The 26,120-nt window shown below is 46.1% G+C and carries 28 protein-coding genes; 8 read left to right on the forward strand and 20 right to left on the reverse strand.

Features of this window, described 5'->3' with window-relative positions:
* Window positions 1–47 precede the first annotated feature (47 nt).
* Window positions 48–1,070: a glycosyltransferase family 2 protein gene (locus HPS55_RS01355; protein WP_172173894.1), complete on the reverse strand. Its 1,023-nt coding sequence runs from the start codon at window positions 1,068–1,070 to the stop codon at window positions 48–50.
* Entirely contained in the window at window positions 1,063–2,424 is a 1,362-nt protein-coding gene (mtaB, locus tag HPS55_RS01360) for a tRNA (N(6)-L-threonylcarbamoyladenosine(37)-C(2))-methylthiotransferase MtaB (RefSeq protein ID WP_172173897.1), read from the reverse strand. The genes HPS55_RS01355 and mtaB overlap by 8 nt, the downstream gene beginning before the upstream one ends.
* A 271-nt stretch (window positions 2,425–2,695) precedes the next feature.
* On the opposite strand from mtaB, the gene HPS55_RS01365 reads away from it, so the two are divergent.
* The gene (locus HPS55_RS01365; protein WP_172173900.1) at window positions 2,696–2,872 is read left to right on the forward strand and encodes a hypothetical protein; all 177 of its coding nucleotides are present in this window, start codon (window positions 2,696–2,698) and stop codon (window positions 2,870–2,872) included.
* 248 nt (window positions 2,873–3,120) lie between these two features.
* On the opposite strand, the gene rplI is transcribed toward HPS55_RS01365, so the two are convergent.
* From rplI to rpsF, 3 genes are read right to left on the reverse strand one after another with little or no spacing between them, the layout of a single operon-like run.
* Window positions 3,121–3,639, reverse strand: a complete 519-nt coding sequence (rplI, locus tag HPS55_RS01370; RefSeq protein WP_172173903.1) for a 50S ribosomal protein L9 — start codon at window positions 3,637–3,639, stop codon at window positions 3,121–3,123.
* A 17-nt stretch (window positions 3,640–3,656) separates the two neighbouring features.
* Entirely contained in the window at window positions 3,657–3,923 is a 267-nt protein-coding gene (gene rpsR / locus HPS55_RS01375; protein ID WP_042520093.1) for a 30S ribosomal protein S18, read from the reverse strand.
* Window positions 3,924–3,926: 3 nt separating this feature from the next.
* The gene (rpsF, locus tag HPS55_RS01380) at window positions 3,927–4,271 is read right to left on the reverse strand and encodes a 30S ribosomal protein S6 (RefSeq protein ID WP_172173906.1); all 345 of its coding nucleotides are present in this window, start codon (window positions 4,269–4,271) and stop codon (window positions 3,927–3,929) included.
* Between the two features lie 111 nt (window positions 4,272–4,382).
* Between rpsF and HPS55_RS01385 the strand changes: the two genes are divergently transcribed.
* Window positions 4,383–4,562: a hypothetical protein gene (locus HPS55_RS01385; RefSeq protein ID WP_172173909.1), complete on the forward strand. Its 180-nt coding sequence runs from the start codon at window positions 4,383–4,385 to the stop codon at window positions 4,560–4,562.
* Between the two features lie 329 nt (window positions 4,563–4,891).
* On the opposite strand, the gene rprY is transcribed toward HPS55_RS01385, so the two are convergent.
* The 3 genes from rprY to HPS55_RS01400 form a co-directional block, all read right to left on the reverse strand.
* On the reverse strand, window positions 4,892–5,590 hold the full coding sequence (gene rprY, locus HPS55_RS01390) for a response regulator transcription factor RprY (protein ID WP_172324644.1): 699 nt from the start codon (window positions 5,588–5,590) through the stop codon (window positions 4,892–4,894).
* A 53-nt stretch (window positions 5,591–5,643) separates the two neighbouring features.
* Complete coding sequence (locus HPS55_RS01395; protein ID WP_172173915.1) at window positions 5,644–7,203, reverse strand: sensor histidine kinase; 1,560 nt, start codon at window positions 7,201–7,203, stop codon at window positions 5,644–5,646.
* Window positions 7,204–8,094: 891 nt separating this feature from the next.
* Window positions 8,095–10,251 (reverse strand): elongation factor G, encoded by a 2,157-nt coding sequence (locus HPS55_RS01400; protein WP_172173918.1) that lies wholly within the window; start codon window positions 10,249–10,251, stop codon window positions 8,095–8,097.
* Window positions 10,252–10,397: 146 nt separating this feature from the next.
* Here HPS55_RS01400 and hemW point away from each other — a divergent pair, with 146 nt between their 5' ends.
* Window positions 10,398–11,513 carry a radical SAM family heme chaperone HemW gene (hemW, locus tag HPS55_RS01405; protein WP_172173921.1) on the forward strand — a complete coding sequence of 372 codons (1,116 nt, stop codon included), beginning with the start codon at window positions 10,398–10,400 and terminating at the stop codon, window positions 11,511–11,513.
* A 66-nt stretch (window positions 11,514–11,579) separates the two neighbouring features.
* Here hemW and rplT read toward each other — a convergent pair whose 3' ends face one another.
* The 9 genes from rplT to HPS55_RS01450 all read right to left on the reverse strand — a co-directional run bounded on the left by rplT (window position 11,580) and on the right by HPS55_RS01450 (window position 19,622).
* Window positions 11,580–11,924: a 50S ribosomal protein L20 gene (rplT, locus tag HPS55_RS01410; RefSeq protein WP_172173924.1), complete on the reverse strand. Its 345-nt coding sequence runs from the start codon at window positions 11,922–11,924 to the stop codon at window positions 11,580–11,582.
* 35 nt (window positions 11,925–11,959) lie between these two features.
* Window positions 11,960–12,157 (reverse strand): 50S ribosomal protein L35, encoded by a 198-nt coding sequence (rpmI, locus tag HPS55_RS01415; protein ID WP_172173926.1) that lies wholly within the window; start codon window positions 12,155–12,157, stop codon window positions 11,960–11,962.
* Window positions 12,158–12,236: 79 nt separating this feature from the next.
* Window positions 12,237–12,929: a translation initiation factor IF-3 gene (gene infC, locus HPS55_RS01420; protein ID WP_172173928.1), complete on the reverse strand. Its 693-nt coding sequence runs from the start codon at window positions 12,927–12,929 to the stop codon at window positions 12,237–12,239.
* A gap of 315 nt (window positions 12,930–13,244) precedes the next feature.
* Window positions 13,245–15,212, reverse strand: coding sequence for a threonine--tRNA ligase (gene thrS / locus HPS55_RS01425; protein WP_172173930.1), 1,968 nt, complete (start codon window positions 15,210–15,212; stop codon window positions 13,245–13,247).
* Window positions 15,213–15,419: 207 nt separating this feature from the next.
* Window positions 15,420–16,025: a hypothetical protein gene (locus HPS55_RS01430; RefSeq protein WP_172173932.1), complete on the reverse strand. Its 606-nt coding sequence runs from the start codon at window positions 16,023–16,025 to the stop codon at window positions 15,420–15,422.
* A 58-nt stretch (window positions 16,026–16,083) separates the two neighbouring features.
* Complete coding sequence (locus tag HPS55_RS01435) at window positions 16,084–18,045, reverse strand: tetratricopeptide repeat protein (RefSeq protein WP_172173934.1); 1,962 nt, start codon at window positions 18,043–18,045, stop codon at window positions 16,084–16,086.
* A gap of 12 nt (window positions 18,046–18,057) precedes the next feature.
* Window positions 18,058–18,621 carry a peptide deformylase gene (gene def, locus HPS55_RS01440; RefSeq protein ID WP_172173936.1) on the reverse strand — a complete coding sequence of 188 codons (564 nt, stop codon included), beginning with the start codon at window positions 18,619–18,621 and terminating at the stop codon, window positions 18,058–18,060.
* Window positions 18,622–18,682: 61 nt separating this feature from the next.
* A complete protein-coding gene (ruvX, locus tag HPS55_RS01445) occupies window positions 18,683–19,102 on the reverse strand; it encodes a Holliday junction resolvase RuvX (RefSeq protein WP_172173938.1) in 420 nt (139 codons plus the stop codon).
* Between the two features lie 22 nt (window positions 19,103–19,124).
* Window positions 19,125–19,622, reverse strand: coding sequence for an SPOR domain-containing protein (locus HPS55_RS01450; RefSeq protein WP_172173940.1), 498 nt, complete (start codon window positions 19,620–19,622; stop codon window positions 19,125–19,127).
* Window positions 19,623–19,919: 297 nt separating this feature from the next.
* On the opposite strand from HPS55_RS01450, the gene HPS55_RS01455 reads away from it, so the two are divergent.
* The 3 genes from HPS55_RS01455 (at window position 19,920) to HPS55_RS01465 (ending at window position 20,896) form a co-directional block, all read left to right on the forward strand.
* On the forward strand, window positions 19,920–20,132 hold the full coding sequence (locus tag HPS55_RS01455) for a YtxH domain-containing protein (protein WP_172173942.1): 213 nt from the start codon (window positions 19,920–19,922) through the stop codon (window positions 20,130–20,132).
* A 43-nt stretch (window positions 20,133–20,175) separates the two neighbouring features.
* Window positions 20,176–20,523, forward strand: coding sequence for a phage holin family protein (locus HPS55_RS01460; RefSeq protein ID WP_172173944.1), 348 nt, complete (start codon window positions 20,176–20,178; stop codon window positions 20,521–20,523).
* A 112-nt stretch (window positions 20,524–20,635) separates the two neighbouring features.
* Entirely contained in the window at window positions 20,636–20,896 is a 261-nt protein-coding gene (locus HPS55_RS01465; RefSeq protein ID WP_172173946.1) for a hypothetical protein, read from the forward strand.
* A gap of 44 nt (window positions 20,897–20,940) precedes the next feature.
* Here the strand turns inward: HPS55_RS01465 and HPS55_RS01470 are convergent, their stop codons facing one another.
* From HPS55_RS01470 to HPS55_RS01480, 3 genes are read right to left on the reverse strand one after another with little or no spacing between them, the layout of a single operon-like run.
* Window positions 20,941–21,702, reverse strand: a complete 762-nt coding sequence (locus HPS55_RS01470) for an MBL fold metallo-hydrolase (protein WP_172173948.1) — start codon at window positions 21,700–21,702, stop codon at window positions 20,941–20,943.
* Window positions 21,699–22,724, reverse strand: coding sequence for a UDP-N-acetylmuramate dehydrogenase (murB, locus tag HPS55_RS01475; protein WP_172173951.1), 1,026 nt, complete (start codon window positions 22,722–22,724; stop codon window positions 21,699–21,701). The genes HPS55_RS01470 and murB overlap by 4 nt, the downstream gene beginning before the upstream one ends.
* A 10-nt stretch (window positions 22,725–22,734) precedes the next feature.
* Complete coding sequence (locus tag HPS55_RS01480; protein ID WP_172173954.1) at window positions 22,735–23,574, reverse strand: DUF4348 domain-containing protein; 840 nt, start codon at window positions 23,572–23,574, stop codon at window positions 22,735–22,737.
* A 122-nt stretch (window positions 23,575–23,696) separates the two neighbouring features.
* Between HPS55_RS01480 and pheS the strand changes: the two genes are divergently transcribed.
* Entirely contained in the window at window positions 23,697–24,737 is a 1,041-nt protein-coding gene (gene pheS, locus HPS55_RS01485) for a phenylalanine--tRNA ligase subunit alpha (RefSeq protein ID WP_172173957.1), read from the forward strand.
* Window positions 24,738–24,842: 105 nt separating this feature from the next.
* Entirely contained in the window at window positions 24,843–26,120 is a 1,278-nt protein-coding gene (locus tag HPS55_RS01490) for an MFS transporter (protein ID WP_172173960.1), read from the forward strand.

Below are 26,120 nucleotides of genomic sequence, written 5' to 3' on the forward strand. Positions count from 1 at the left end.
AATACAAGAAACAGCTTGTACGTAGATAAAAAGAGCGTGCATTCTTCTCAGAAATCCAACTCTGAGAAGAATGCACGCTTCTTTATATAATATTGCCAAAGCAGAGAACGGCCGAAAACTTCGGGAATGGCGTCTGAGACGCGGTTGCTCTGTATACGTTCGCGGTCAGACCTAAACTCGTGCTTCCATTTATGGAAAGCCCTGCGGGCACGCACTACAGCCTTGAAGTCACCCCAACTGCGTTTCAATATCAGCATTTCAAAAGCGGCAAGATAATCGAGCAACCGTCTCACGCGCATCACATGCTTCAGTTCTTTTTCAGGCAGACATTTATAAAGCATGGTCAGGTTGTTTCGGAAATTAAGAAATGTCTTCATCGGATTGCTCTTTGGCAGCGTCCCTCCACCTACATGATACACCACACTGTCCGGCAGGCAATAAACCTTCCGACCGAGGATACGCAGACGCCAACACAAATCTATCTCTTCGTTGTGAGCAAAGAAACGTCCGTCAAGCCCGCCAGCCATACGGTAATCGGCTGAACGTATCATCAAAACGGCACCGGTGGCCCAAAGAATCTCCTGAGCATAATCATACTGACCGTCATCACGCTCCACCGTATCGAATATTCTGCCACGACAGAAAGGATAGCCGTATCTGTCAATGAATCCCCCACTCGCCCCTGCATATTCAAAACTGTCCCTATCGAAGACGGAAAGCAACTTCGGCTGACATGCCGCCACTTCCTCATGAGTGTCCATAAACTCTAAAAGCGGAGTAAGCCAATGGTGGGTAACCTCGATGTCAGAATTAAGCAATACATAATATTCAGCCTCTATCCGGCTGAGAGCTTTGTTATATCCGTCAGCAAACCCCCAATTCTTATCAAGCCGTATGACACGACAGTCACCAAACTCTTCGGACAATACGGATAGAGAATCGTCTGTAGAAGCATTGTCTGCAACATAAACAACAGCCTCCTCACACGAGTAGCGCAACACTGACGGCAAATATCGGCGCAACATAGGTGCACCGTTCCAATTGAGAATTACTATCGCTACCTTATCCATGACATATTATATCAGCCTTTAATGCTGTTCTATCGTGATTGAAACATCCTAAACGAACTTTCATCAACTTGTTGTCGTACTCCTCACGCGCTTCATCGGCAGAAAGTTCTACACGGATATAGTTTGAGGTGAAACCGTGCATGGACTTGCCACGTGGAGCCTTTTCAAACAAGACCTCTGTCTCGGCACCTATAAAACGTTCGTAAAAAGCCTTAGTCTTTTTCTCTGATAATTCCAAAAGGCGCTTGCTGCGCTGCTTCTTCGTTTTGTCGTCTACAATATACGGTATCTTCAAAGCTGATGTCCCAGGACGTTCTGAGTATGGAAAAACGTGCAACTGTGTAACATCGAGACCGTCAAGAAAAGCAAATGTTTCTTCAAAACACTCGGGAGTTTCACCACGACATCCTACCATCACATCAACACCGATAAAGGCATCGGGCATAAATTGCCTGATCTTGAATATCTTTTCGGCAAACAACCGACTGTCGTAATGTCTGTGCATAAGCCGCAACACAGTATCACTTCCACTTTGCAGCGGTATATGAAAATGTGGCATGAATGCACGACTGTGCGAACAGTAAGCTATGAGCTCGTCACTGAGCAAATCCGGCTCAAGACTGCTTATACGATAACGCCTGATTGCCTCTATATCATCAAGCGCCTTAACCAAATCCATAAAACTCTCGCCGGTGGTCTTGCCGAAGTCACCTATATTGACACCTGTCAACACTATCTCCCTGGCTCCTTCGTCAGCAGCCTTACGGACCTGATTCACAAGAGACTCTATAGTCGGGTTACGACTGAAACCACGGGCATACGGTATGGTACAATACGTGCAAAAATAATCGCAACCATCCTGCACTTTCAGAAAATAACGTGTACGATTGCCACGCGAACAACTCGGAGCAAACGTTTTTATATCCTTTGTCTTTACTCTATGCACTATGCAACTGTCATTGTTCTTCCCATTGACAGACATAGTACCGCTCCATGCATCTGAAAGGAACTGTATCAAATTGGCTTTCTCATTAGAACCCAATACAAGGTCGACACCTTCTATCTTACTGACTGCCTCTGACTCCAACTGAGCATAACAGCCTGTAACAACAACAAAGGCATTGGGATTGTTGCGTACAAGTCGGTGAATAGCCTGACGACATTTATGATCGGCCACTTCTGTTACTGAACATGTATTTATAATGCATAAATCTGCCTCCTCGCCTTTTCCGGCCGTACATACACCCATATCATGCAACATCTTGCCAAATGTTGAGGTCTCTGAGAAGTTCAACTTGCAGCCAAGTGTAAAATAAGCAGCTTTCTTTCCATGAAAGGCTGATGAATCTATCATATAATTGTATTAAATATATAGTCTTTAACGCTGCAAAGATACACATTTTTTGCCATTCACCATTGCTAAACGTATTTATTAATCATAACGTCAACTGTAAACTATATTTTAACACTTTGTAACAAGCTGATTATCAACACATTGCTAAAAAGTTACAAAAACACTCTAAAAAAAGTCTTAAAAAAAAGAACAACCTATCAAAAAAATGTATACCTTTGCAATGTTTTAATAAACAAATGATTGTTTTACAGATTTAAAAAGCAAAGAAAAAATGAAAACATTAGTATTTATGTTCGTAGCTGTTGTAGCTATTTCATTCGCATCATGTGGTGGTAACAAGACAGAGCAGGCTGCTCCCGTAGATTCTGACACTGTTGTTGTTGACAGCGTTGTTGCTGATTCAGCTGTTGTTGACTCTGCCGCTATTGACAGCGTTGTTACTGATTAATTAGTTGCAACCTCGACGTAAAGAGAGAGAAAAAATCCCCCGAACTTAGTTCGGGGGATTTTTTTGTGCATACTAAAATAAAAATCCATTGCCTGCACTAATAATAAACATTGTGCACATATCCACAATGCTATATAAACATTTTATTTCACAGCAAACATATCAACCAAAGGACAAAAAAAATCCCGACTATATTACATAATCGGGATTCTCATTGTATAATAAATATGATTTGCTTTACAGCGAGATTACTCTTCTACAGGAGCCTCTGTTTCAGACTCAACTGGAGCTGCCACTTCCTCAACCGGAACTTCAATCTGCTCTGCACCTTCAGCAACAACCTTTACAGGTATCTCAACAGTCACTTCCTTATGGAAATGGATTGTTGCGATAAAGTCGCCTACAGTCTTTATGTCACGCATAACAATAAGCTTGCGGTCAATCTCATGACCGAGTTTCTTCAACTCCTCTGAAACATGAGCAGCATTTACCGAACCGTAAGTAACTCCTGTTGTACTAACTTTAGCCATTATTACAAGAGCAACATCTTTCAGAGCCTCAGCCTTCTTCTCTGCCTCAGCTTTCATGGCTGCAATCTTATGAGCCTGCTGTTTCAAGTTCTCTGCAAGAACTTTCTTTGCCGACGGGGAAGCAATAACACCCTTACCTTTCGGTATTAGGTAGTTACGACCATAGCCAGCCTTCACATTCACGATATCGTTCTTGAATCCCAGACCGATAATATCTTCTTTCAGTATTATTTCCATATCTGTTCTCCTCCTTATTATTTCATCAAGTCAGTTACATAAGGCAGCAGAGCTATCTGACGTGCGCGCTTTACAGCCTGAGCAACACGACGCTGATATTTCAGTGAAGTTCCAGTGATACGACGTGGAAGAATCTTACCCTGCTCGTTGAGAAACTTCTTCAAGAACTCAGGATCCTTGTAGTCGATATATTTTATACCGCTTTTCTTGAAACGGCAATACTTCTTCTTCTTTGTATCCACTGAAGGTGGAGTCAAATATCTGATTTCTGATTCTTGTGCCATTGCTTAAGCCTCCTCTTTTTTACCTAATTTGTTTCTTCTCTTCTCTGCATACTGAACAGCATACTTATCCAACTTCACTGTCATGTAGCGGATTACTTTCTCATCACGACGATAAGCCACGTCAAGAGTCTTAATTACCGAAGGCTCTGCCTTGAACTCTACCAGACAATAAAAGCCTGTAGACTTCTTCTGGATAGCATAAGCCATCTTCTTCAGTCCCCAAGCCTCTTCGTTCAGAATCTCTGCACCTTTATCGGTCAGAACCTTCTTGAACTTAGCGACCGTTTCCTTCATCTGTTCATCAGACAAAACGGGAGTCAAAATGAAAACGGTTTCGTATTGATTCATACCTTTAAATAATATAAAATGTTAATTTGCAAAATTGCGGTGCAAAGTTACTCTTTTTTCTCCACTCTACAAAATATTTTTTGTACTTTTGCCCGCAAATTAACGATTAAGATGAAAAAATACTTCAAATATTCCTCTTTCATGCTCACCGTCATAGGCGTGTTGCTTCAAGTGATATGTTACTTCATGCCTGAAGGAAACCATAACACACTGCTTCTCATATCCTTTTTACTTGTCATGGCAGGCATGTTCCTTTACATCTATACGGCAAAAAAAGACAGCAGATACTAAAAAAAGAACGTTTTCGTCAAGCCAAATGAGCAGAGTGAAACTTGTTTCAAGTCTGCCATGACGAGAAAAACGCAGGATGAAATCCAACGTTTTCGTTAAACCAGATGGGCTGAGGGAAACTTGTTTCAGCTCTGCCATGGCGAGAAAATGTGCATGAATATGAAGATAGTTTTTCAAGCAAAACACCATTGGCACTTAATCCAATGACAATAAGCAGGTATTCAGAATTATAAAGAAATACAGATGCTAACCTCCCGGCCGGCATCTGTATTCCTTTTGTCTATACGACTTAACTTATGCTTAATCTGTCCTAATTACATTCAATATTCTCAATCTTCCTCAGGAGTAATGAGCTTATATCCCTTACCATGAATATTGATTATTTCAATCTGATCGTCATCTTTAAGATGCTTGCGTAGTTTGGTGATATATACGTCCATCGAACGAGCGTTGAAATAATTGTCATCAATCCATATTGTCTTAAGGGCAAAATCACGCTGAAGTATTTCATTGGCATGACTGCACAGCAGAGCAAGAAGTTCGTTTTCCTTTGTTGTCAGCTTGGTCTGCTTGTCACCTATACTCAGAAGTTGCTTCTGTGTATCAAACGTGAAGCGGCCTATATGGTACAGGGTACTTTCCTTATTCTTCTTTCCACGCACCCGACGGAGAATAGCCTCTATACGAAATACAAGTTCTTCCATAGAGAAAGGCTTGGTTATATAGTCATCCGCACCAATCTTGAATCCCTCAAGTATATCCTCCTTCAATGTCTTTGCTGTAAGGAATATAATAGGAATATCCGCATTTGCAGAACGTATTTCCTGTGCAAGTGTGAAACCGTCTTTCTTAGGCATCATAACGTCGAGCACGCAGATGTCAAACTTGCTTTTCAGAAATGCCTTGTAACCAGCTTCTCCATCCGGGCAAAGCTCTGCTGTATAACCTTTGGCTGCGAGGTATTCGCGAAGCAACATACCCAAATTCTCGTCATCTTCACAAAGAAGGATCTTCAAATTCTCATCCATAATCGTAGTCATTTAAATTGTTAATACTCGTTGTTTATTTTATTTTCTTATTTTCAGTTTTTTATTACCGGTAACGATATTATGAAACGTGTACCCTTGCCGTATTCACTCTCTACATGAATCTCGCCTTTGTGAAGGTCAACAATCTTCTTCACATATGCCAGACCGAGTCCGAATCCTTTCACATCGTGCTGATTTCCGGTATGAACACGATAGAACTTATCGAAAACTTTCTTCAAATTGTCTTTCTTTATACCGATACCGGTGTCACGGATTGACAGATAGAGACGCTCATCGTCGTTCCATGTCTTCATATAGATATCAAGCGGCTTGTCCGGATTACGATACTTCACAGCATTGTCCATCAGGTTGAACACTACGTTCTGGAAGTGCATCTCATCCACATATATGGTAGAGTCAATAGCTTCGATGTCCGTAAAAATCTTTCCTCCTGTGTGTTCCACACGCAGTGCAAACGAGTTGGCTGTATTCTCCACAAGTTCATTCAAGTCAATTTCTTTTTTCTTGAACACAGCCTTCTTGCGGTCGAACATCGACATCTGCAGTACCTTCTCCACCAAGAAGCGCAAACGTTTCGACTCATCATTGATCACCCCACCAAGGTGTTTCATCATTGTCGGACTCTTCGTGACACTCTCGTCATTGAGCATCTGTGCGGCAAGCGATATGCTGGCAATAGGCGTCTTGAGTTCGTGTGTCATATTGTTTATAAAATCATTCTTTATCTCGGTATACCTTTTCTGACGGAATATCACTACTATTGTGAAAACGAATGTCACGAGAAGTACAAACGTGAATACCACCGAAGGTATCATAAAGCGAATACTCGAGAATATATATCCGTTTATATCAGGAAAGTGTATACTAACCACACCCATCTTCGGCGACGGATCGTTACGGAAAAGCACCTGCGAATAGGTATGTTCGTCACCTTCTTCAGTATAGTCCGGACATCTGTATACCTCTCGACCGTCGGATGTTGCCACCGTAAGATGATAAGGTATGCTTATACCGTTATTCAGCAGCTCGGCCCTGATATCCTGATCAAGCAACTTGAAGTTGACCCGTTCGTTAAGCGGTTTGTCACTTGCCGTGTACAGTATGTTATAGACCACTTCGTCAAGCAACGCTTTCTGATAAACATAGCGGTTGCGTACTATCTCCTGCAACGATTTCGATGCCGCACTGATGGAGTTTTTGTCAGAGCGAAGAATCATCGCCTTTGGAATGGTTGAAGGTTTGGTAGTGATGGTCTTCAACTGAAACGAAGAATAAACCGTACCGTCCTTTCCTGTTACCGAATACTGATGCGAATGCTGAATCACATCATTAAGTTTTCCCGAACGGCTCATCACTGAATCCTGACGGAATGCACGACGTTCTGTTTCATTAACGTCTTTTTCCAAATAGCGCAACGTCTCGTTCAGCTCCAGATTACGCGATGCCTGATAGAGACTGCGATTAACGGACTCGTCAAACTGTTCCTTCTTCATCTTTGCCATATCCTCGATATACGAAAGCTGCAAGAAGAGAAGCCCGAGGAACGATAGTCCCATCACTATTGCTATTGTCCAAATCGTTGATTTCTTCATGGTTGCAAAGATAATGTGATATATTATATAAACAAAATATTTAGTTAATCTATTTTGTTAAATTTACCCATGTTAACCAAAATATTACGATATAATTACATATATACAATTACATTACCTTATTCTTAACAAACCTTATTCCGAAAACACCCGAATGTCATCAGCTACAGAACAATCATCCTGCTGTCGAAACAGAAAATGCCACATCACAAATCTTTGCCTGTCGGGAAAAGCACGGCTTTCCTGCCGTTCTCATGTCCTCGTCAGAACCGTGACATCCGGCAACGGCACTGCACCGCAACCACCATAAAGACATGCAGTGAACGTGAAGTCATTGACTTTAGACAGTAAAATCATTAACTTTACACAATAATATCATTAACTTTACACAGTAATATCATTAACTTTACACAGTAATATCATTAACTTTACACAGTAATCTTAATAACATCTTTTTACGGCAGCAGCCTTGCAGATGTCCGATAAGACACGACTTAAAAGCCGGTTAGTCCGGAATTACATTGGTTCACACTTGAGAGTGCTGCTCAAAGCTGATTAACATCAAATTACACCACCGCGTAGGCAGAGGGTGCTGCTGAGAACTCCCTCTACCTACAGCGGTATAGATTTTCCTTTTGCTACAGCCCCCGAAAACTCCGGCATCTACTTCTTGGGCTTCATCTTGAAATTGTAGACCACGCTTAGCATAATATAACGGCTAAGACGCTCCGTTCTGTTTATTACATACCCTTTCTCTAAGTTTACAGAAGATTGCGTGGAATATGAATAACTAAAAAAAAGAAACAGGAATGAAGTGTCATGTAATCCTCTTCCTGTTTCTCTTTATACTAATTATATTTCCTTTATATCAATATGCAAAGAGTCTTTTCCTTAATCCTCTTCGCCATCGGCCTCGTGCTCCTTGATAAGCTGCTGCTGTATATCGTTGGGCACAAGTTCGTAGCTGGCAAACTTTGTTGTGAACGAAGCACGGCCTCCGGTGATTGAGCTGAGTGCAATACTGTAATTGGACAGTTCCTTCAGCGGAATCTTGGCCTGAAGTTTCTGATAACCGGCCTCGCTGTCCATACCCATGATGAGTGCACGCCGGCCCTGCAGATCGCTCATAACGTCGCCCATAAAATCAGCAGGCACATATACCTCGAGGTCATAGATAGGCTCGAGAATCTTCGGTCCGGCCTCCTTGAACGCAGCCGAAAACGCATTGCGTGCAGCGAGCATAAATGAAAGTTCGTTGGAATCTACAGGGTGCATCTTTCCGTCATATACTATCACACGAACGTCACGGGCATAGCTGCCTGTGAGCGGACCGCGCTCCATACGCTCCATCACACCTTTCAATATGGCCGGCATAAAGCGTGCATCGATAGCACCTCCCACCACAGAGTTGATGAATACGAGTTTGCCACCCCATTCCAAGTCTATCTCTTCCTTGCCCTTGATGTTCATACGGTACTCCTGACCGCCGAACTTGAACACCGTCGGGTCGGGCATTCCTTCTGCATACGGCTCCACAATGAGATGAACTTCGCCAAACTGCCCGGCACCACCCGACTGTTTCTTATGACGATAGTCTGCCCGTGCAGACTTGGTCAGTGTCTCACGATACGGTATCTTAGGCTCTTCAAACTTCACCTGTATCTTCTCGTTGTTCTCCATACGCCACTTCAACGTTCGCAGATGGAACTCGCCCTGACCATGAATTATAATCTGACGCAACTCCTTGCTTTGCTCAACCACCCACGTCGGGTCTTCCTGGCGCATCTTTATCAGTGCCGCCATCATCTTCTCCGTATCGGCCTCATTGACAGCCTTGATGGCACGTGAGAACTTGGAATTGGGGTATTTGATAAAATCAAACCGGTTTTCACAGTCTTTGCCGTTGAGTGTATTGCCAGTCTTCACGTCTTTCAACTTCACGGCACAACCTATATCCCCCGCGTTCAGACGCTCCACTGGCTGGCGATTTGCTCCTGCACATACATAGATCTGTCCAAGGCGTTCTTTCGAACCTCGGTCAGAATTGGTAAGTTCGTCACCGGTCTTCACACTTCCGCTCATTACCTTGAAGTAGCAGACCTCACCGATATGCGGTTCAACTCCTGTCTTGAAGAAATACAACGATGTAGGTCCGTCGGCAGTAACTGTGATTTCCTCACCGCGTGTATTGTGCACCTTAGGCATCTCGTCAACGAACGGCACCACATTTCCGAGGAACTCCATCAACCGGCGCACACCCATATCCTTGCCTGCACACACACAGAACACCGGGAATATGCTACGCGTGACGAGTCCCTTGCGTATTCCCTCGCGCATCTCGTCCTCGGTCAGTTTCTCCTCCTCGAAAAACTTCTCCATAAGAGTCTCGTCGTTCTCGGCTGCAGCTTCCACGAGTGCCTTGTGCATTTCCATGGCACGGTCCATCTCCTCTGCGGGGATATCCTCTATTGTAGGGGCACCGCCATCCGGGCCCCACGAATACTTCTTCATCAAAAGCACGTCAATTAGAGCGTTGAATCCGGGTCCCTCATTCAGCGGATATTGCACCGGCACCACCTTCGGGCCGTAAATCTCCGTCAGTCGTTCCAGTACATTGTGATAGTCACATTTGTCGGAATCAAGCTGGTTGACAAGGAATATCACGGGCTTTTTCAGTTTTTCAGTATAGCGGAAATGGTTCTGAGTGCCTACCTCCGGGCCATACTGTCCGTTCAACAGAAGTACTGCCGTGTCTGTAACGTTTAGAGCTGTCATGGCCGCACCCACAAAATCATCCGAACCCGGACAGTCAATAATATTCAGTTTCTTGTTGTTCCACTCCACATGATATACGGTGGAGAAAACAGAATATCCGTATTCCTGCTCTACGGGGAAATAGTCACTCACGGTATTTTTTGCCGTGATACGTCCGCGACGTTGTATGATACCTGCCTCGTAGAGCAATGATTCCGTGAGGGTGGTCTTACCCGAACCGTCGTTGCCAAGCAACGCTATGTTCTTAATCTCGTTTGTCTGATATACTTTCATATCGTCAGTAGATTTAAGTTGATACTAATTGGTCATGTTATTCTCGGCCTCTAAATTATTAATTTTATCTGAGAAAAGCAAAATATTAAAGCATCAATACAACCTTTGTTAAACAATATTAGTATTTTTGCATTAAAATTCATAATATGGCAGGACTATACATACATATCCCTTTCTGTGCAAGCCGATGCATATACTGCGGTTTTTATTCCACTACGCGCCACTCGATGCGCCGTAAATATATAGAAACCCTTTGCCGCGAGATAGCCATGCGCCACGACTATCTTCACGAACCTATACATACTATATATATAGGTGGAGGTACTCCGAGCCTGCTCGACGAAGAACAGCTCACACTGCTTTTCACAAATATCGACTATACTGCGGCCACAGAGATAACGATAGAATGCAACCCCGACGACATAACACCTCAATATGCGTCAATGATAAACCGTCTTCCGATAAACCGAGTGAGCATGGGAGCACAGACTTTCAACGACAGCAGGCTGCGTTTCATCCGTCGCAGACACAGTTCCAACGACATTGAACTGGCTGTAAAACTGCTTCGCGATGCAGGAACAGCCAACATAAGCATAGACCTTATGTACAGTTTTCCTGGAGAAACGATGGACGAGTGGCAAAACGATATCGACCATGCACTCGCTCTCGGAGTGGAACATCTCTCGGCATACAGTCTGATGTTTGAGGAAAACACCCCACTCCACCTCATGCTCACCGAAGGAAGAATAAAAGAGACAGAAGAGGAACTGAGCGCCGCGATGTACTACGCACTTATCGACCGGCTCACATCAGCCGGCTACGAACATTATGAGATAAGCAACTTCGCGCTATCCGGCTACCGCTCACAACACAACAGCAGCTACTGGAATGCCACACCATATATGGGTATCGGTGCCGCTGCACACTCATTCGACATAACAAGCCGCCAATGGAACGTACCGGATATCGACAGCTATATGGCTGCCGTCAGCCGTGGCGAACTGCCAATGGAACATGAAGAGCTCGACATGGACACACGTTATAACGACACGGTGATGCTCCGTCTGCGCACATGCGAGGGCATCAATCTGAATGCTCTCGCCGACGACTTCGGAAATAAATACCGCAATGCCTGCCTCAATTCTGCCCGACGATACATTGACGACGGCATGTTGAAACATACCGACGACGGTCGGTTGCGCCTGACGCGCCGAGGTCTTTTTGTAAGCGACATGATAATGAGTGACATGATGATGGTATAAACAAAAGTAACGCGCCGCAATCACTATGATTACGGCGCGTTTGTCTGTATCTATTCTGACGGATTTTTACTTTACCTTCTCTACAATAGCCTTGAAAGCCTCAGGATTGTTTACAGCGAGATCGGCAAGAACCTTGCGGTTAATCTCAATACCGGCCTTGCTCAAAGCACCCATAAGTGCAGAATAGCTCATACCTTCCAAACGTGCAGCGGCATTGATACGCTGAATCCACAGTGAACGGAAGTTGCGCTTCTTGGCACGACGGTCACGATATGCATATGTAAGGCCTTTCTCCCAAGTGTTCTTGGCTACTGTCCAAACATTCTTGCGGGCACCGAAGTAACCGCGTGTAAGCTTTAAAATTCTCTTTCTCTTTGCTCTTGAAGCAACATGATTGACTGATCTTGGCATAGTTTCTTCTTACTTTAAATGTTTGACAATGGTAATTAACGGAGACACAACAAATCACGAACCTGCCTCACATCACTGTGGTCTACCATAGTCTGGTGCAACAAGTTGCGCTTCTGTTTCTTTGTTTTCTTAGTCAGAATGTGATTGTGGTAAGCATGATGTCTCTTAATCTTACCTGTACCGGTGAAACGGAATCTCTTCTTTGCGCCGGAATTTGTCTTTACTTTTGGCATTGTTTTAATGTTTTAATTAATTATTATTATTAATTGTGGCAACGCATATACCGGGCGTTACGCACTTTTCATTCATTGTTTATTCTTGATTCTTCAACTTCTCCAAGGCATCGGCACTAATCTTTGCATTTGCAAACATACCACCGTTTGCCGGTATCTTCGCTTCTGCTTCGGGCTGCTGTATCCTTGCGTCCTTGCTTTCCGCAACTTTCTTCTCACGGTCCATAGCCTGCTGGCTCTTCTTAGCCACTCCGGCTTTCTTGGGAGCGAGATAGATAAACATTTTCTTTCCCTCAAGCGACGGCATCGACTCAACCTTGCCATATTCCTCCAAATCGTTGGCAAAACGCAACAGCAGCACCTCACCCTGCTCTTTGAAAAGGATGGAGCGTCCGCGGAAGAACACGTATGCACGCACCTTGTTACCATCCTCGAGAAACTCCTTGGCATGCTTCAGTTTAAACTGATAATCATGCTCATCGGTCTGCGGGCCGAATCTGATTTCTTTCACCTCTACTTTCACCTGCTTGGCTTTCATCTCCTTGGCACGTTTCTTCTGCTGATAGAGGAACTTCGAATAGTCGATGATACGACAAACAGGCGGATTGGCATTGGGAGATATTTCGACAAGGTCAACACCCTGCTCACGGGCCATATCCAAAGCCTGACGTGTGGGAACTACAGTCGATCCGCTATCTCCTACGATGCGGACTTCACGTACTCGTATCTGTTCATTGACACGATACTGATTCTTTATTTTGTCATTCTTCATTCAACTATTTTATAGAAATCGGATGCAAAGGTACGACAATTCAGACAATTAACAAAATATTTTTTCTGTTTTTTTACCTGAATTATGCTCGTTGGTCAAATAAATATCACGTAAATTTTCATCCCATCATCATCCTTTCTCGTTTCCTATTGTCAATTAGGAACAAAACAACTACGCATGTCCATCTTTGCCGACCGAAACATTATCGAAATTATGCTGAATGACGGACAACGAAAAAACATAAAAAACGGAGAAGCAAGCCATAAACAAGACTTTCTTCTCCGCTCTTATTATATCGATATGTTTATTCTTATCTTACTCCGGACGTATGTCGGTGGCTTTCAGTTGTTCAGCCACTTCACCGTTAATCTTGGCAGCGAACTCGGCTATTGTCATCACACCGCGTTCCTCCGAGCCTTGCTTGCGCACACTGACAGTAGCATCGGCCTGCTCTTTCTCGCCTACAATGACCATATAAGGTATACGCTTCAGCTCGTTGTCGCGCACCTTACGGCCAATCTTCTCGTTACGCTTGTCAACCGTTGCACGCACTCCGGCCCTGTCAAGCTCGGAAGCCACACGGGCCGCATAGTCATTAAACTTCTCAGATATTGGCAGGATGGCAACCTGGTCCGGCGTGAGCCACAAGGGGAAATGACCGGCTGTGTGCTCGATAAGCACAGCACAGAAACGCTCCATCGAACCGAACGGCGCACGGTGAATCATCACCGGAGTCTTCTTCTGGTTGTCCTCGTCCGTATACTCCAGTTTGAAACGCTGCGGGAGATTGTAATCCACCTGAATCGTACCCAACTGCCAACGGCGGCCAATAGCATCTTTCACCATGAAGTCGAGCTTGGGACCATAGAAAGCAGCCTCGCCATACTCAACCTTAGCCTTCAAGCCTTTCTCCTGACAAGCCTCGATAATGGCCTGCTCTGCAGAAGCCCAAACCTCGTCGCTTCCGATATACTTCTCGTGGTCTTCAGGATCGCGTAGCGAAATCTGCACCTCTACATTATCGTCGGAGAAGTTAAACGTTGAGAACACCGTCTGAATGATGTCCATCACACGCAAAAACTCACTCTTCACCTGATCGGGACGACAGAATATATGAGCATCGTCCTGAGTGAACGAGCGCACACGTGTAAGTCCGTGAAGCTCACCGCTCTGCTCGTAGCGATATACCGTTCCAAACTCTGCGATGCGCAACGGCAGATCCTTGTACGAACGCGGCTTCCAGGCGAACACCTCACAGTGATGAGGACAGTTCATCGGCTTGAGCATATATTCCTCGCCCTCTTCCGGAGTATGTATCGGCTGAAACGAATCCTTGCCATAATGTGCATAGTGACCGCTGGTAACATAGAGATTCTTCGAACCTATGTGCGGTGTTATCACCTCCTGATATCCGTAACGCTTCTGTATCTTTCGCAGCATATCCTGCAGGCGCAGACGCAACTCGGTGCCTTTTGGAAGCCAAATGGGCAGCCCCTTACCGACACGCTCGGAGAACATGAACAGTTCCATCTCCTTGCCTATCTTACGGTGGTCACGCTTCTTGGCCTCCTCTATCATCACGAGATACTCGTCAAGCATTTTCTTCTTTGGGAACGTGATGCCGTATAGACGCTGCATCTGCTCACGCGTAGCGTCACCACGCCAGAATGCTCCTGCAACGCTTGTCAGCTTGACAGCCTTGATAGCACCGGTATTCATAAGATGCGGACCACGGCAAAGGTCGGTAAAGGCTCCCTGAGTATAAGTGGTTATTGTGCCGTCCTCAAGATCCTGCTCGATGTGCTCACACTTATATGTCTGTCCGGCAGCGCCAAACTCGGCAAGCGCATCGGCCTTGGCCACTTCCTTACGCACTACGGGCTCCTTCTTTCCGGCCAGTTCTTTCATCTTGGCCTCAATCTTCGGGAAGTCGGATTCCTTGATCGACTCGCCGTCCTTCAACAATACGTCATAGAAGAATCCGTTCTCGATAGCCGGTCCGAATCCGAACTGTATGCCAGGATAGAGTTCCTGCAGCGCCTCGGCAAGCAAGTGGGCCGAGGTGTGCCAAAAAGCATGACGGCCTTCATCGTCGTCCCACTTGTAGAGTGCGATACTCGAGTCCTCTGTTATCGGACGATTAAGTTCTACTGTCTCACCATTCACTCCGCAAGCCAATACGTCGCGTGCCAAAGCCGGTGATATGCTTTCGGCGATCTGCAATCCCGTTACGCCCTGCTCATACGAGCGAACAGAACCGTCAGGAAATTTAATGTCAATCATATCTACAATATATGTTTTAGTTTTAATCAGTGGCAAAGTTAACTATTTTTCCCAAAACAAGTGCATTTTCACTATGTTTTTTATTCGTTGGCCCTCATTTGGCAAGCCTTGTCAATATAGCAAGAAACGTTTTCGTCAAGCCGGATGAGCAAAGTGAAACTTGTTTCAACTCTGCCATGACGAGAAAACGCAGGATAAAAATCCGAACTAAGAACGGCCCTTGACTCCGGCAACCTCTTTCTTCATATGCTTTATTGCCATACGCCCGGCATCGTCAAGCCCATAAAAGGCGGCCTGTGCTCCACCCTTTTTCTTCTCAGCCGCCTTAACTTGCCTGTCCGTATCTTCCAAAAACGCCAATATCTCCTCAATCTTATTGACGGCTATATTTATAACAGACGAGTACCGGGCATGTTCGTCACGCAACGCCTTGTGCACCTTGGAGAGATAAGCCAGTTTCTTCACCTTGCTGAGCTTGTTGTACTTTTCCTCGTCAAATGCAGTCATAGTATATCCACTGTACGACAACGGAGGCTCGGTGCCTATCCGTACGTCGATGGTTATGCCACAAGCGGCAGCCCTGCGCTTTATCGCCTCTATAGAATCCGGAAGAAACGGATAGCCTGCATTTATGGCATTGAGAATCTCCACATCTTTCCCGACATCGGATGTCAGAGCTACCACCTCACCATGTATCTCTTCAAGTCCGGCATCAGGTATTGCCAAAGATGCAAGTCCCTTCAAAGCCTGAATCTGCGCAACGGCCGGAACACTGAAGAACAATAAAACTGACAATACTATATTCTTTCTCATAATATAAAAAACACTTATATCACATTTTCTCGCTATGGCAAAGTCTGGACAAGATATCTTACTTCTTGCTATATTTCTTTATCACGCTATAGGCTGTATAGAGTCCCAACTCTCCGGCTTTGCTCAGATCGTTGATACCTTCCGACAGACGATCCGATTTCAGACAGACAAGCCCACGGTTATAGTATGCCTCAGCCAGATTCTCATCGAGAACAAGCGCCCTGTTGTAATCTTCTATTGCATTGACATAATCCTTGCACGAAGCATAGACATTGCCACGGTTATAGTAAAGATAAGCACAGCGCGGGTTATGCCTTATAGCTGCTGAAAAATCGGCAATTACCGTTGCCGATGCTATTTCCGATGTACCGATGCCCTGCGATGCTTCGAATGTCTCCATCTTCGACCGGCACACGGCACGTTGCCAATAAGCCATTGACGAAGTGCTGTCGGCAAGTATGACTGCCGAAAGGTCCTCTATTGCACTCTCGAAATTCTGTATCACAGAATAGGCAACGGCCCTTCTCAACAATGACGACCGGCGAGATTCGCCGCTATCATGAGCCAATACGGACGAAAGACTGTCGATGCGCGAAAAATACACGGCTGAGCGTCTTTCATCGAGCTTTGCCGGAACACAGTTTATATACAGTCTGTCTGACATACGCACCTTACTGTTGAAAGCCTCAACTTGACTGTCGAAAGCCATGAAAGGCTTCACCTCGGTACGGTGCTGTTCATAAGACAATTCATACATAGGCATGAAAGCCATGTCCACACGACGATTCTGAACCCGTCCGCGATAGTCGTTCTCGTATTCGTGCTCTACCTCATGTTCGTCGGCCACAACAAGCTGATTGTATTTGTCAAGGTCCTCGTCGCTGCGCTTGCGCATCTGATCCTTATTAAGACGCGGTTGCTTGCCATAGAGAGACTTATACAAACGTGCCTTGTATATACGGAACTCATCCGTCTCAGCCTGACGTGTCATACCAAGACGACGGTAACAGCCGGCACGGTAGTGCAGGCCGGTCCAGAAATTGGGATAACGGTCGATTACTTTCGAATAGTCCCGAATGGCACCGTGCAAATCACCTGTTTTGTCCAACAGAAGCCCGCGGTTGAACAATGCCATCATATTGTCAGGCTCAAGCCCCAGCACAAAGTCGAAATCGGTAATGGCCCGGTTGTCGTCGCCTACCTGGGCACGCAGCAGACCGCGATTATAATGACCAAGAAAATTGTTCGGGTCGAGATCAAGCGCTGTGTCATAATCGGACATAGCACCACGCAAGTTGTTTCTGTTCACACGGGCCAAAGCACGGTTGATGTAATTGCCGGCCTGGTTCGGAACAAGATGAATAGCCTTGTCCAGACGTTTTTCAGCTTCCTGCCATTCACTGCGTGAAAGACTTATTACAGCTGCCGCTGCCCATGTACTGCCATCATAAGGGTCAAGCTCAAGACTGCGGTCAAGAGCCTCAACAGCACGTGCCGTATCTTTCTGCAACATGTATACTTCGGCTCTCATGGAATATCCGCGTGCATACTTGCTCCAACGTGCAAGCATGGTATCCAAGTCAAGATGAGCCTGTTCAAAGTTCTTCTGCTGTATACGACAAAGCACACGGTTGTGCCACAAACTCTGATTGTCCGGAGAGTATTTCAATGCCCGTATGTAGTCATCGGCAGCCTCGTCAAACTTGTTCTGTCTGATGCGTGACAACCCGCGCAATTCATAGATACCTACAACATAAGGATTGCGTTCGATAGCTTGTGTACAGTCGTTTTCGGCTCCGACATAATCATCGAGGTAATATTTTGCCACACCACGAAAATACCATGGTTCGTAAAGATGTGGCTTGGCACTGATGGCCTGGTTGAAATACTGTATCGAAAGTACATAGTCTTCATAATAAAGCGCACTGCGCCCTATCGTCACCAATCTGTCGGTATTGAACTGGGCCATACCGACCAAAGGCACATACATTGCTATGATGAAAACAATCTTTCTATACATGAAAAAACCATATCACCGCTTCACCGCAGCCTTGGTCTTATATCCGCAGCGATAACGGCCCTGAAGGAGCGAGCGGAGTTTGTTCTTTATAAGTTGCTTACGCAAAGATGATATGCGGTCTATGAACATTTTTCCGTCAAGATGGTCAAACTCGTGCTGCATCACACGTGCGAGATAACCGTCCACCCACTCGTCATGAGGCTGCATGTCCTCGTCAAGATAGCTTACGCGTATACGTGTCGGACGGACCACTTTCTCGTGTATTGCCGGCAGACTGAGACAGCCTTCCTCCATAGCCTCCGTTTCGCTGTCGTCATATTCTACAATATGCGGATTAATGTATGCCTTTCGAAAATCCTTATACTCAGGAAAATCATCCGAAAGCACATCAAGATCGATAACCGCCAGACGTATGGCCTTGCCTATCTGAGGAGCTGCCAGTCCGACACCGTCGGACTCGGTCAACGTTTCAAACATATCCTTGATCAAATCGTTCAATCCCGGAAAATCCTCGGGTATATCCTCTGCAACCTTTCTCAATACCGGTTGCCCGTATATATATATTGGTAATATCACTGTTTGATAATTATATTATACTTCATATTAAACGCGTCTTATCGTCATGCCTATAAGCGTATCACACACGCGGATGTCCCCGCATATAGTCTTGCAGGATTATAGTAGCGCTGATTTCATCCACAAGCGCCTTGTCGCGACGCGCCTTACGCCTCAGGCCACCGTCAATCATAGCACGATGGGCAAGCACGGAAGTGAAACGTTCGTCATAATACTCTATTGGTATGCCCGACATAGCCTTGCGCCATCTGTTGACAAACTGCTGCACACGCGCCATATTCTCACTTGGCTCACCGTTCGGCTGAACCGGCCTGCCTATAACAATCCGTTCCACCGGCTCATGCGACACATAGTCGCATAAATAATCATAAAGGGCTGATGTAGGAACAGTCGCCAATCCTCCGGCTATAATCTGAAGAGGATCGGTGACTGCCAGCCCTGTACGTTTCTTTCCGTAATCAATCGAAAGTATACGTGCCACTATATTTAAGCGTACTCTATGCTTATTGTCCGTTGAAAAGCAACCATGCATCAGGATACTTCGCACGGAATTCATTGCGGCTTGCCGCTGCATCAGACTTGCTGTCAAACGTTGCGGCAATCACACGATACATATTCCTTTCGTCATTCTTTGCAATCTGCGCATCGTATCCTGCATCCTTAAGACGCTGATACAGGCCCTCAGCATTGGCTATTACTGAAAACGAACCGACAACGACACTGAAACTCTTCAGTCCGCTACCACTGATAACCGATACACGCTCCTGACGCACCTGTACATTGTCGGTGTTATCAACGACCTTAGTTTCTGTCGCAGGTTTCTCCACAATAGGAGTGACAACATTGACTTCTTCCGGCTGGGTCTGGTCTATAGGCTGTTGTGCCGTCTCCTGTGCTTTGGCTTTCTCATATGCTTTCTTGTAAGCGCTCTCACTCGACTTACATCCTGTAAAAGCTACAGATGCAAACAATCCTGCGCATAATACCATGTACTTCTTCATTTTTAAATACCTTATTTAATTAGACTTTACGTTTCAAAAAATATTTGTGCGAAGTTACAAAATATAGTCCAAAAGTAAAGACTGTAGTCGCATAAAGTTTGTTAAATGTCGAAAATACAAGTGTTTTAACAAAAAATGATAGTCCGAAGAGTATTGTTTCAGAAAATATTGCGTACATTTGCCTAACGAATTCGTCGAAGCACTGCAATACAAGCCACATAAGGCAACACTCGTCGGACAGGCTGTTTACAGCAGGCTTCGTATAAAAAAATGTTTAACTAATAAATTATCTGAATTATGAAAACTTTAGGTTACATTGGCGCATTCTTGGGCGGAGCCATCGCCGGCGCCGCAGTGGGATTGCTACTTGCCCCCGAAAAGGGTAAAGACACACGTGAGAAGATTACAGACGCTGTTGACGATTTTCTCAAAAAACACAATATCAAGCTGACACGTAAAGAAGTGGGCGACTTGGTGGACGACATAAAGGATGCTGCTCCGGCCTTGTAAGCCGTCGGCAAAATAAGTAAAAGCAGAGCATAAGATATAAGTTATGTTATCAAGCGACAAAAATGTTGAGTCTGTAGCACAACTGATAGAAGTGCTCAAAGATTATATCGGACTTCAGAAAGAATATCTGAAGTTCGATGTAATTGACAAGATGGTAAGGATGCTCACCGCACTTACCATCTCGATTATATTGTTTGTGCTGACAATAGCCATATTGTTCTACCTTTCTTTTGCCGCCGTATATTGGATGGCCCCTGTCACAGGAATTGCCGGAGCATATGCCATTGTATCGGCTTTCTTCCTTCTGCTGATTGTGCTTATAGTGATATTCCGAAGAATACTTATAGAAAGACCGTTAATAAGATTTTTAACCAAAGTATTATTGAACTGAGCGTTTTCGTAAAGCCCCATACGAAAAGAACGAAACTTGTCCAAACTTCGCCGTGGCGAGAAAACGCGCATGAACATGAACGTTATATTACATATAAAAATATAAGACAGCCATGACAACAGATAACAACAACAGATTCAATACACGCGAAGAACTGGAAGTACGCAAGAACGAACTGCTGACAGAAATTCGCAGCAAATCAGAATCTATAGAAAACATATGGCACAGTTTGTTTTCAGAGAAAAAAGAAAACAACAGGAGCGAACTCGTTGCAGGTATAGTGAGCAAAGGAATTATGGCTTTTGACGCATTTATGCTTGTACGCAAACTGATGAAGCAATACAACAGGATTTTCAGAAGAAAAAAGAGATGAAAACAATACTGTGACACCATTGTAAGCCAATACCAGAATATCACTCACACGAGCAACGTCTGTCCGTCGTAAGCCAGCTCCACACCATCGGGCAACATTCTGTTCACATCTTCATGAAGTCCTATATGATGACTGGAATGTATCAGTAATGTACGCTGTGAACCTATACGACGTGCAAAGTCAACGGCATCATCCACAAGTTGATGGGAATGATGTTCTTTGACAAAACGCAGGGCATTGACCACAAGCACATCCACACCGTCAAGATACGGGAGTTCCTCGTCACCGATGCTTTTCATGTCGGTAATATAGGCGAACCTGCCGAAACGGTATCCGAGAATAGGCATGCTGCCATGCATCACTTCGACCGGCATCACAGTTATGTCACCTACTGTCAACGGTACATGAGGCGATATCACATGAAGACTTATATCCGGAATATTAGGATATTTGTTTTCTGCAAAACAATAAGGCATAGCCTGCCGGAGAGCCTTTGCTGCACAGACATCCGCATATACATCAATATCTCCGAATGTACAGAAAGGACGCACATCGTCTATTCCACCCACATGGTCATAATGCGCATGAGTGACAAGTATGCCGTCAATACGACGAAATGACTGCATGAGCATCTGCTGACGAAAATCTGGTCCGCAGTCAATGAGTATACGCGTAGTATCTGTTTCAACAAGTGCCGAACAGCGCATACGACGATTGTGAGGGTCACCACTCGTGCATACATCACAACAGCAGCCTATCGTAGGCACCCCACTGCTTGTACCCGTACCGAGCAATGTCACTTTCATACGATATTGACCTCCGGATTCATTTCTATTCCGAACCTTGCCTTCACATCGCTTCTCACGGCTTCACACAATGCCAGTATGTCATTTCCCGTAGCACCGCCGCGGTTGACGAGCACAAGCGCCTGGCGTGAATGCACACCCGCACGACCGAGCGAACGCCCTTTCCATCCGCATTTCTCTATCAGCCATCCGGCCGGAATCTTCTCGTGTCCGTTGTCTGTAGCATAATGTGGCACATATCCCGCACCATACTCCGCTACTATCTCTTCATACTTTTCACGCGTCACTACCGGGTTCATGAAAAAACTGCCGGCATTTCCCTCTTTAGTATAATCGGGCAACTTGGCCTGTCTCATATCTATAATCACACGGCGCACCTGTTCGGCTGTCGGTACGACAATATCCCGGCGTTCGAGTTCGGCACGTATATTGCCGTAATCCAAACGAGGAACAAACGTCTTGCTCAGACGATAAGTGACATAGGTTATCACATAGCGTCCTTTCCACTCGTTCTTGAAACGGCTCTGCCTGTATCCATAGCCACACTCTTCTGCTGCAAACGTCACCACACTGCCGGAACTGACATCCACCGCCTCAACCTTATGTATTATATCCTTTGCCTCAACGCCATAGGCACCGATGTTCTGCACGGCACTCGCCCCCACATCGCCAGGTATGAGCGAAAGATTCTCAGCGCCATACCAACCGTTTGACACGCATAATTCAACAAATTCGTCCCACGTCTCACCACTGCCGGCACGCACCTCCACCCAACCGCCATCGGTCGTTTCGTTGACAGATATTCCATGTATAGCCGAATGGAGCACAGTACCAGCATAGTCTTTGGTAAGAAGCAGATTACTCCCGCCTCCCAAAACGAGCAGCGGCCTGTCAGCATCGGTAAGCATGGCCGACACGTCCCTCAGCCCATCCACTGTGTCAAACTCAATGAAACGTCGGCAACGGGCCTTTATGCCGAATGTGTTGTTCGCAGTGAGATCATAGTCTCTGACATCTTTCATAATCATCCCCTTAAGTTGTCATTTTCACAAGCTGCCATTTGGACCCCTCGCGCTTGAACGTAAGTTCCATCTCAAGGCCGTTTGATATCCCTCTTATCATGAATATCACCTGGTTGCTTTTCCTGCATGTCTGTCCGTAATTAATGTTGTATATCATCGTTTGCGGCAATTCGGGTGCAAAGGCCGGCCATGTGTCAGGACTGATTACGCCTTCCATCTGACTGAAGTCATCGTCCGGATCAGGACCGACAAACTGTACCGGATCATAAAGACTTTCCGTCTGAAATACAGAGTCATTGGCAAACTGATGATAGAATTTCAGGAAAGAGGCATTATCGTTTTTATAAAGAGGAATGATATTGATTTTCCTGAGCATCCACAGGCCGCCGGTACGGTTGAATATATATTGCCTTACTGTCTTGATGGCAAAGTCTATCTTCTCTACCGTCACATTGCTGACGGCGGTATCCTTCACAAGCTCCATCTGACTGCGGTTGGGAAACATCAGCGTATAGTAGCCCTGATGCATGAAGAAATGCTCCGTCTTCCATGCATGCTTGGTTATTGTGTCCGTACGTTCACCGATAACTAAAGGAAGTGGGAAAACAGTCCGCTCCAACTGCAATTTGCGGTTGGCTGCATAATTGAAGAAGAAGTCGTCAAAGAGCTCATCGGCCGCTTTCGGCATAGGAGTGTCGGAAATGAGCTGTTCCATGGTGTCGACCGACGCTGTATCGACTATCTCCACCGAGTCCGACGGTGCTTCGCCATCGTCACCCGCCATCTTGCCGCCTTTACATGAAAGCATAAGCAAAAACGATGCAGAAATCGCAATCAAAAACTTTCTCATTTATAAACCGGAATTGATTCCGCCTCTCAAATTTGCGCAAAAGTACAACTTTATTTTGATTTATGACCAATATTCGGTACAAAAATATTACCTTTGCAGCAAATTTATAATTCATAGCAACAATGATACTCGACAAAATAGAAAAACTTCTCGATGAAGTGCAGAACCTTAACGCACACAACGCTGAAGAAATAGAGGCTCTGCGACTGAAATATCTTAGCAAAAAAGGTGAAATAACAACACTCATGGCCGACTTCCGCAATGTACCGGCAGAACAGAAAAAGGAAGTGGGAATGAGAATAAACGAACTGAAGCAGACAGCCATAGAGCGGATCAACGCCCTTAAAGAGCAGTTCGAAACAACCGAGGGTGACGGTCCGGCCATGGACCTTACGCGCTCGCCCTACCCTATACGCCTCGGCACACGCCACCCGCTGACCATCGTCACCAACGAAATTATAGACATATTCTCGCGCATGGGCTTCGTACTGGCCGACGGACCGGAAGTGGAGGACGACCTGCACGTGTTCACGAAGATGAACTTTGCGGCCGACCATCCGGCACGCGACATGCAGGACACATTCTTTGTGGAGCAGAGCCAGACTGGCGACGTGACCAAGAACATGGTGCTGCGCAGCCACACAAGTTCCGTACAGGCACGTTTCATGGAAAACTCGCAGCCTCCAATACGCATCATAGCCCCAGGCCGCGTATATCGTAACGAAGCCATCACGGCACGCGCCCACTGCTTCTTCCATCAGGTGGAAGGCCTCTATGTCGACAAGAACGTATCGTTCACCGACCTCAAGCAAGTACTCCTGTCGTTTGCACGCGAAATGTTCGGTACCGACACCAAGATACGACTGCGCCCGAGCTACTTCCCCTTCACTGAGCCGAGTGCCGAGATGGACATATCATGCCATATATGCGGCGGCAAGGGATGCGGATTCTGCAAGCACACCGGATGGGTGGAGATATTGGGATGCGGCATGGTCGACCCCAACGTGCTCGAGCAATGCGGAATAGACAGCAAGGTATACAGCGGCTATGCGTTCGGCATGGGTGTAGAGCGCATCACCAACCTGAAGTATCAGGTGAGCGACCTGCGCATGTTCTCGGAAAACGACACCCGATTCCTCAAGGAGTTTGAAGCCGCAAACTGAGAAGCACCTTCAAGCATACATACACACTACACACGCGGAGCCACAAAGAACCTCTTACCCGAAACTTTGTGGCTCCGCATTTTTGCATTGTAAACACGACAATCAATGACAAAAGACAGACTTTTCACACCCGGTTATATCTGTATCCTGGCAGCCAACTTCCTCTTCTTCTTCGGCTTCTGGCTGCTCGTGCCGGTGCTGCCGTTCTATCTTAGAGAGACATACGCCTGCCATACTGCCGCCATCGGCATCATACTGAGCTGCTACACTGTGAGCTGCCTCTGTGTGCGCCCTTTCTCCGGATTTCTCATGGACAGATTTCCGCGCAAGCCCATATACATATCATGCTATGTGGCCTGCATGGCAATGTTTCTCGGATACATGTCCGACACCACCCTTACCGCCTTTATCCTCCTGCGCGCCATTCATGGGGTGGCATTCGGCGGCGTCACCGTTGGAGGCAACACACTTTGTGTTGACATCATGCCGAGCAGCAGACGCGGCGAGGGACTGGGCTATTACGGACTGACCAACAACATTGCCATGGCTCTCGGACCGATGGCCGGACTTTTGCTCCACGGACAGATCAGCTATAACAGTATCTTCCTTGCCGGAATGACGGCCAGCGCCATAGGACTGCTCTGCGCCATATCCGTCAAAGCACGCACTCCTGAATCGCTGAGAAAGCCGCAACATCCCGTCCGCAATACAGCGGGCGGCAAACGCCAAGACGACAATGTTACACCAGCCAACCGCACCGTCAGAAGCCACGGAATATCCCTCGACCGCTTCATACTGCTGAAAGGGATACCGGTAAGCATATCACTGCTCATGCTGTCGATACCCTACGGTGCCACCACCAATTTCGTGGCTATGTATGCCCGAGAGATAAATCTTGACGTGCCCACAGGATTCTTCTTCACGCTGATGGCCGCAGGCATGGGCGCATCAAGACTCGTGGCCGGCAAGAAAGTCGACCGCGGCTACATCACCCAATGCATCCGCTTCGGCTACTATCCTGTCATCGCCGCATTCCTGTTGCTCAGCCTTTGCCGTCAGGCGGTATCCGTAAGTCCGGCCGCCGCCACAACGATGTTCTTCACCGTTCCGCTACTTCTCGGCACTGGGTTCGGCGTAATGTTCCCCGCCATGAACTCACTGTACATCAATCTCGCACCCAACAACCAGCGCGCCACTGCCACAAGCACCTATCTCACGGCATGGGACGTCGGCATAGGTATCGGAATAGTGAGCAGCGGCATAATAGCCCAGCACTTCACCTTTTATATGGTATATCTCACCGGGGCGGCACTCTGTACGCTTTCGCTGCTGTTTTTCGTGCACCGTGTCACGCCACACTATAACCGCAACAAGCTCAGATAA

The organism is Xylanibacter rodentium (genome assembly GCF_013166575.1).
GTDB classification, from domain to species: Bacteria; Bacteroidota; Bacteroidia; order Bacteroidales; family Bacteroidaceae; genus Prevotella; species Prevotella rodentium.

Bases quoted from the DNA above. Each gene is read 5' to 3' on its own strand.
- HPS55_RS01355 (WP_172173894.1), bottom strand. From the start codon at position 1,070: ATGGATAAGGTAGCGATAGTAATTCTCAATTGGAACGGTGCACCTATG.
- mtaB (WP_172173897.1), bottom strand. From the start codon at position 2,424: ATGATAGATTCATCAGCCTTTCATGGAAAGAAAGCTGCTTATTTTACA.
- HPS55_RS01365 (WP_172173900.1), top strand. From the start codon at position 2,696: ATGAAAACATTAGTATTTATGTTCGTAGCTGTTGTAGCTATTTCATTC.
- rplI (WP_172173903.1), bottom strand. From the start codon at position 3,639: ATGGAAATAATACTGAAAGAAGATATTATCGGTCTGGGATTCAAGAAC.
- rpsR (WP_042520093.1), bottom strand. From the start codon at position 3,923: ATGGCACAAGAATCAGAAATCAGATATTTGACTCCACCTTCAGTGGAT.
- rpsF (WP_172173906.1), bottom strand. From the start codon at position 4,271: ATGAATCAATACGAAACCGTTTTCATTTTGACTCCCGTTTTGTCTGAT.
- HPS55_RS01385 (WP_172173909.1), top strand. From the start codon at position 4,383: ATGAAAAAATACTTCAAATATTCCTCTTTCATGCTCACCGTCATAGGC.
- rprY (WP_172324644.1), bottom strand. From the start codon at position 5,590: ATGGATGAGAATTTGAAGATCCTTCTTTGTGAAGATGACGAGAATTTG.
- HPS55_RS01395 (WP_172173915.1), bottom strand. From the start codon at position 7,203: ATGAAGAAATCAACGATTTGGACAATAGCAATAGTGATGGGACTATCG.
- HPS55_RS01400 (WP_172173918.1), bottom strand. From the start codon at position 10,251: ATGAAAGTATATCAGACAAACGAGATTAAGAACATAGCGTTGCTTGGC.
- hemW (WP_172173921.1), top strand. From the start codon at position 10,398: ATGGCAGGACTATACATACATATCCCTTTCTGTGCAAGCCGATGCATA.
- rplT (WP_172173924.1), bottom strand. From the start codon at position 11,924: ATGCCAAGATCAGTCAATCATGTTGCTTCAAGAGCAAAGAGAAAGAGA.
- rpmI (WP_172173926.1), bottom strand. From the start codon at position 12,157: ATGCCAAAAGTAAAGACAAATTCCGGCGCAAAGAAGAGATTCCGTTTC.
- infC (WP_172173928.1), bottom strand. From the start codon at position 12,929: ATGAAGAATGACAAAATAAAGAATCAGTATCGTGTCAATGAACAGATA.
- thrS (WP_172173930.1), bottom strand. From the start codon at position 15,212: ATGATTGACATTAAATTTCCTGACGGTTCTGTTCGCTCGTATGAGCAG.
- HPS55_RS01430 (WP_172173932.1), bottom strand. From the start codon at position 16,025: ATGAGAAAGAATATAGTATTGTCAGTTTTATTGTTCTTCAGTGTTCCG.
- HPS55_RS01435 (WP_172173934.1), bottom strand. From the start codon at position 18,045: ATGTATAGAAAGATTGTTTTCATCATAGCAATGTATGTGCCTTTGGTC.
- HPS55_RS01450 (WP_172173940.1), bottom strand. From the start codon at position 19,622: ATGAAGAAGTACATGGTATTATGCGCAGGATTGTTTGCATCTGTAGCT.
- HPS55_RS01455 (WP_172173942.1), top strand. From the start codon at position 19,920: ATGAAAACTTTAGGTTACATTGGCGCATTCTTGGGCGGAGCCATCGCC.
- HPS55_RS01460 (WP_172173944.1), top strand. From the start codon at position 20,176: ATGTTATCAAGCGACAAAAATGTTGAGTCTGTAGCACAACTGATAGAA.
- HPS55_RS01465 (WP_172173946.1), top strand. From the start codon at position 20,636: ATGACAACAGATAACAACAACAGATTCAATACACGCGAAGAACTGGAA.
- HPS55_RS01470 (WP_172173948.1), bottom strand. From the start codon at position 21,702: ATGAAAGTGACATTGCTCGGTACGGGTACAAGCAGTGGGGTGCCTACG.
- murB (WP_172173951.1), bottom strand. From the start codon at position 22,724: ATGAAAGATGTCAGAGACTATGATCTCACTGCGAACAACACATTCGGC.
- HPS55_RS01480 (WP_172173954.1), bottom strand. From the start codon at position 23,574: ATGAGAAAGTTTTTGATTGCGATTTCTGCATCGTTTTTGCTTATGCTT.
- pheS (WP_172173957.1), top strand. From the start codon at position 23,697: ATGATACTCGACAAAATAGAAAAACTTCTCGATGAAGTGCAGAACCTT.
- HPS55_RS01490 (WP_172173960.1), top strand. From the start codon at position 24,843: ATGACAAAAGACAGACTTTTCACACCCGGTTATATCTGTATCCTGGCA.